Source organism: Sphingomonas sp., assembly GCF_035317925.1.
Lineage (GTDB): Bacteria > Pseudomonadota > Alphaproteobacteria > Sphingomonadales > Sphingomonadaceae > Sphingomonas_I.
The window spans coordinates 1-5,037 of the sequence record NZ_DATHFV010000221.1 but is presented as its reverse complement, the minus strand read 5'-3'; the positions used below and the strand labels follow the sequence as shown (position 1 = coordinate 5,037).

The following is a 5,037-nucleotide window of genomic DNA, read 5'->3' as shown; positions in this document are numbered from 1 at the left end:
CCCGCAAGATCGAGATCTGCACGCGGGCCTACCGTATACTGACGGAAGAGGTGGGTTTCCCGCCGGAAGACATCATCTTCGACCCCAACATCTTCGCCGTGGCGACCGGGATCGACGAGCATCGCCGCTACGCGCTCGATTTCATCGAGGCGTGCCGCGAGATCAAGGCGCGCTGCCCGCACGTCCATATTTCGGGCGGGCTTTCCAATTTGAGCTTCTCGTTCCGCGGCAACGAGCCGGTGCGGCGCGCGATGCACAGCGTGTTCCTCTATCACGCCATCCCGGCCGGGCTCGACATGGCGATCGTCAATGCCGGCCAGCTCGACGTCTACGACCAGATCGACCCCGAGCTGCGCGAGGCGTGCGAGGACGTGATCTGGGATCGGCGCGACGACGCGACCGACAATCTGATCACGCTCGCCGAGAAATATCGCGGCACCGATGCGGTCGCCGAAAAGCAGGCCGAGGAATGGCGCAGCTGGGATGTCGCCAAGCGGCTCGAACATGCTTTGGTCAAGGGCATCGACCTGTATGTCGTCGACGATACCGAGGAAGCGCGGCTGCTCTTCCCGCGCCCGATCGAGGTGATCGAAGGCCCGCTGATGGACGGCATGAACGTCGTCGGCGACCTGTTCGGATCGGGCAAGATGTTCCTGCCGCAAGTCGTGAAATCGGCGCGCGTGATGAAGAAGGCGGTCGCCCACCTGCTGCCGTACATCGAGGCCGCGAAGGAAGTCGGCGCGCGGCCCAAGGGCCGGATCGTCATGGCGACCGTGAAGGGCGACGTGCACGATATCGGCAAGAATATCGTCGGCGTCGTGCTCGCCTGCAACGGCTACGACATCATCGATTTGGGCGTGATGGTGCCGTGGACGAAGATCCTCGAAGCGGCCAACGAGAATGACGCGGACATGATCGGCCTCTCCGGCCTGATCACGCCATCGTTGGACGAGATGGTCACGGTCGCGCAGGAAATGGCGCGCGCCAACATGACGATGCCGCTGCTGATCGGCGGCGCGACCACGTCGAAAGTCCACACCGCGCTGCGGATCGATCCGGCCTATAAGGGGCCGGTGGTGCATGTGCTCGATGCCAGCCGCGCGGTCGGCGTCGCCTCGACACTCATGTCCGACACGCAGCGCGATGCCTTCGTCGAGAAGACCGCGACCGATTATGAGGCGGTGCGCGTCGCGCGCGCCGACAAGGGCCAGAACGACCTCTCGCCGCTGGCGGAAGCGCGCGCCAATGCCTTTCCGTTCGATGCCGCGCAGAAGCCACCCGCGCCGCTGCAGCCGGGCACGCATGTCTATCACGATTGGCCGCTCGACGATCTGCGGTCCTATATCGACTGGACGCCCTTCTTCCGCGCGTGGGAGCTGGCGGGCAATTATCCCGCGATCCTCGAGGATCCGATCGTCGGCGAAAGCGCGCGCGGCCTGTTCGCCGATGCCGAGGCGATGCTCGACACGATCATCGCGGAGAAATGGCTGACCGCGCGCGGTGTCGCCGGGCTGTGGCCGGCGCATAGGGACGGAGACGATATCGTCGTCCAAAAGCCCCTCCCTGCCCAGGGAGGGGTTGGGGTGGGTGACTCCGCTCAGGATATGACCCCAGACGGCCGGACCCACCCCCCGACCCCCTCCCTTGGCAGGGAGGGGGAGGAGGTAAGCTTCCCGATGCTGCGCCAGCAGATCAAGAAGCGCGAAGGGCGGGCCAATATGTGCCTCGCCGATTTCATCGATCCTGACGGCGACTGGTTCGGCGGCTTCGCGGTCGGCATCCACGGCATCGATCCGCACATCGCCCGCTTCAAGGCCGACCATGACGATTACAAGGATATCCTCCTCAAGGCGCTCGCCGACCGTCTCGCCGAAGCGTTCGCCGAGCGGCTCCACCTCCATGTCCGCACGAACCTATGGGGTTATGCGGTTGGCGAACAGCTAACCAGCGAGGCGCTGATAAAGGAGCAATATCGCGGCATCCGCCCGGCGCCCGGCTATCCGGCCTGTCCGGAGCACAGCCTCAAGCCGATCCTGTTCGACCTGCTCGGCGCGACCGAGGCCACCGGCATGATCCTTACCGAAAGCTTCGCGATGCTCCCGACGGCGGCGGTCTCCGGCTTCTATTTCGGCCACCCCGACAGCCAGTATTTTGGCGTCGCCCGGATCGGCCGCGACCAGCTGGAGGATTACGCAGCGCGGCGCGGCGTGGACCTGCAAACCGCCGAACGATATTTGCGTCCGAACCTCGATTGAACCCCGATATTATCCTCCCCCGCCAGGGGGAGGTGTCGCCAACGGCGACGGAGGGGGCGGAAAGCGATGCGCTTCGAAGGTTTGCATGATCATCCCGATCGCCGACCTCCCCCTCCGTCAGGCTGCGCCTGCCACCTCCCCCTGGCGGGGGAGGATTGCCTGCCGACAAGGTCGACCTGAAAACGCGTCGCCCCGCCGCCGAACCTCGATTGACTCGAATCGGCGGCCCGGTCAGGGTCGTCTTGTCGTCGGCGGGCAACCGCCGGAGGACTGCGCGGGAGAGCGTTCGCTTTTAGCGGGCCACCGAAGGAGCAACCGCCCCGGAATCTCTCAGGTCAACGGACCGCGCGGAACTTCAGACACTCTGGAAAGCGAGCGCGGGCAACCGTGCTCCACCGAAGGTGCAAGCGCCGTCCCATCCCCCCAGGTGGCAGCGTGAAAGCTCTCAGGTTCCCGTGACAGAGGGGGCGATGGACAAGCAGGCCGCGAGGCCGGCTTTCTATCGTCTCTTGCCGGGAATGAAGATGAGCGACGACGACCATATCGCCGAACCGCTGCCGCTCGACGCGTGGCACCGCGCGCGTGGTGCGCGCATGGTGCCGTTCGCGGGCTATGCGATGCCGATCCAGTATGAGGGCATCATCGCCGAACACACATGGACGCGCGAGCATGCCGGCCTGTTCGACGTCAGCCATATGGGCCAGCTCACGCTTTCGGGCGAAGGTTTGGACGAGGCGCTGGAAACGATCCTGCCGGCGGACGTCAAAAGCTTGGGCGTAGGCCGCATGCGCTATTCGCTGCTGCTGACCGAGACCGGCGGCATCATCGACGATCTGATGTTCAGCCGCTGGCCAACCAAGATCTACATGGTCGTCAACGGCGCGGTGAAGGCGGGCGACATCGCCCATATGCGCGAGAAGCTACCCGCCGCGATCACGCTCACCCATATGACCGAACGCGCCTTGCTCGCATTGCAGGGGCCGGAAGCGTTCGCCGCCCTCGCGCGGCTGACGACCGGCCAGTGGGACCTGAGCGCGCTCACCTTCATGATGGGCGGCCCGTATCAGATCGGCGGGATCGACGCTTTCATCACCCGCTCGGGCTATACCGGCGAGGACGGTTTCGAGATTTCGGTCGATGCGACCGACGTCGAGAAGGTCGCGGACCTGTTGTGTCAGCAGCCGGAAGTGAAGCCGATCGGCCTCGGCGCGCGGGATTCGCTGCGGCTGGAGGCGGGATTGCCGCTCTACGGGCATGATCTCGACACCGATATCGATCCGGTCAGCGCCGACCTGGGCTTCGCCATTTCCAAGCGCCGCCGCGCCGAGGGCGGTTTCCCGGGCGCCGATCTCATCCTCAAGCATCTGAGCGACGGCGCACCGACCAAGCGCGTCGGCTTCGCGGTCGAGGGCCGTTTGCCTGCACGCGAAGGCGCGGAGATCTTCGCCGGCGATACCAAGGTCGGCACGATCACCTCGGGCGGGTTCGCGCCCACCGTCGGGGCGCCGATCGCGATGGGCTATGTCGCTGCCGCGCACGCCGCGCCCGGCACGAGCCTCGAGATCGAGGTGCGCGGCAAGCGCCTTGCCGCCACCGTCACGCCGATGCCGTTCGTTCCACATCGTTATGTCCGCAAGGGAGCCGCCTGATGACGACCTATTTCACGCAGGACCATGAATGGATTTCGGTCGAGGGCGGCAGCGCCACGGTCGGCATCACCGATTATGCGCAGGCGCAGCTCGGCGACGTCGTGTTCGTCGAAGTCCCCCCCGCCGGCACCGCGGTCGCCAAGGGCAAGGAAGCCGCCGTCGTCGAATCCGTGAAGGCGGCGTCCGACGTCTATGCGCCGGTGTCCGGCACGGTCACCGAAGCCAATGCCGCGCTCGAAGCCGATCCGGCCCTGGTCAACACCTCACCCGAGGGCGACGGCTGGTTCTTCAAGCTGACCTTGTCCGATCCGGGCGAGCTCGAAGGCCTGATGGACGGCACCGCGTACAAGGCGTTCGTGGCCGGCCTGTGAGCGCACCCAATCCCGCCAGCCGCTGGAATGCGGCCGATTATATCAAGAACGCGGCGTTCGTGCCCGCGCTCGGCGCGCCGGTGCTTGCCTTGCTCGATCCGCGGCCGGGCGAGCGCATCCTCGATCTCGGCTGCGGCGACGGTATCCTGACCGCGAAGATCGCGGATGCGGGCGCCGAGGTGGTCGGCGTCGACGCGTCCGACGACATGATCGCCGCCGCACAGGCGCGTGGCCTCGATGCGCACATCGCCAATGGCGAGGTGCTCACCTTCGGAGCCGAGTTCGACGCAATTTTCTCCAACGCGGCACTGCATTGGATGCTCGACGGCAAGGCGGTCGCCGCCGGCGTGTTTCGCGCGCTCAAGCCCGGCGGCCGCTTCGTCGGCGAGATGGGCGGGCAGGGCAATGTCGCGATCCTGCGCGCGGGCATCCGCGCCGAACTGGTCGCGCGCGGCTATCCGGTCCCGGCGAACGATCCGCAATGGTATCCCGCTCCGGACGAGTTCACCGCCATCTACGCGGCCGCCGGCTTCACCCATATCGAAGCGCAACTGATCCCGCGCCCGACGCCGCTGCCCGAAGGCGTGGCCGGCTGGCTGCGCGTGTTCCGCGCCGGCTTCATGGATTCCGCGAGCGTGCCCGACGCCGATCAGGCCGCGATCGCGCAGGCGGTCGAGGCCAAGCTCGCGCCCCAACTCCAGCAGCCCGACGGCTCCTGGCTCGCCGATTATGTCCGTCTCCGTTTCTCAATGAGGAAGCCCC

The 5,037-nt window shown here is 66.3% G+C and carries 4 protein-coding genes and 1 riboswitch; all 4 genes read left to right on the top strand.

From position 1 onward, the window contains the following. On the top strand, positions 1-2,255 hold a 2,255-nt coding region (locus VK533_RS16180; protein ID WP_324379592.1), incomplete at its 5' end, for a vitamin B12 dependent-methionine synthase activation domain-containing protein. 265 nt (positions 2,256-2,520) lie between these two features. Then, a riboswitch (glycine riboswitch) is annotated at positions 2,521-2,611 on the top strand. 168 nt (positions 2,612-2,779) lie between these two features. After that, complete coding sequence (gene gcvT / locus VK533_RS16175) at positions 2,780-3,904, top strand: glycine cleavage system aminomethyltransferase GcvT (protein WP_324379590.1); 1,125 nt, start codon at positions 2,780-2,782, stop codon at positions 3,902-3,904. Then, positions 3,904-4,275: a glycine cleavage system protein GcvH gene (gcvH, locus tag VK533_RS16170; RefSeq protein ID WP_324379588.1), complete on the top strand. Its 372-nt coding sequence runs from the start codon at positions 3,904-3,906 to the stop codon at positions 4,273-4,275. The genes gcvT and gcvH overlap by 1 nt, the downstream gene beginning before the upstream one ends. Continuing rightward, positions 4,272-5,037, top strand: a 766-nt coding sequence (locus VK533_RS16165; protein WP_324379586.1) for a class I SAM-dependent methyltransferase, incomplete at its 3' end; no start/stop codon positions are given. The genes gcvH and VK533_RS16165, both read left to right, overlap by 4 nt.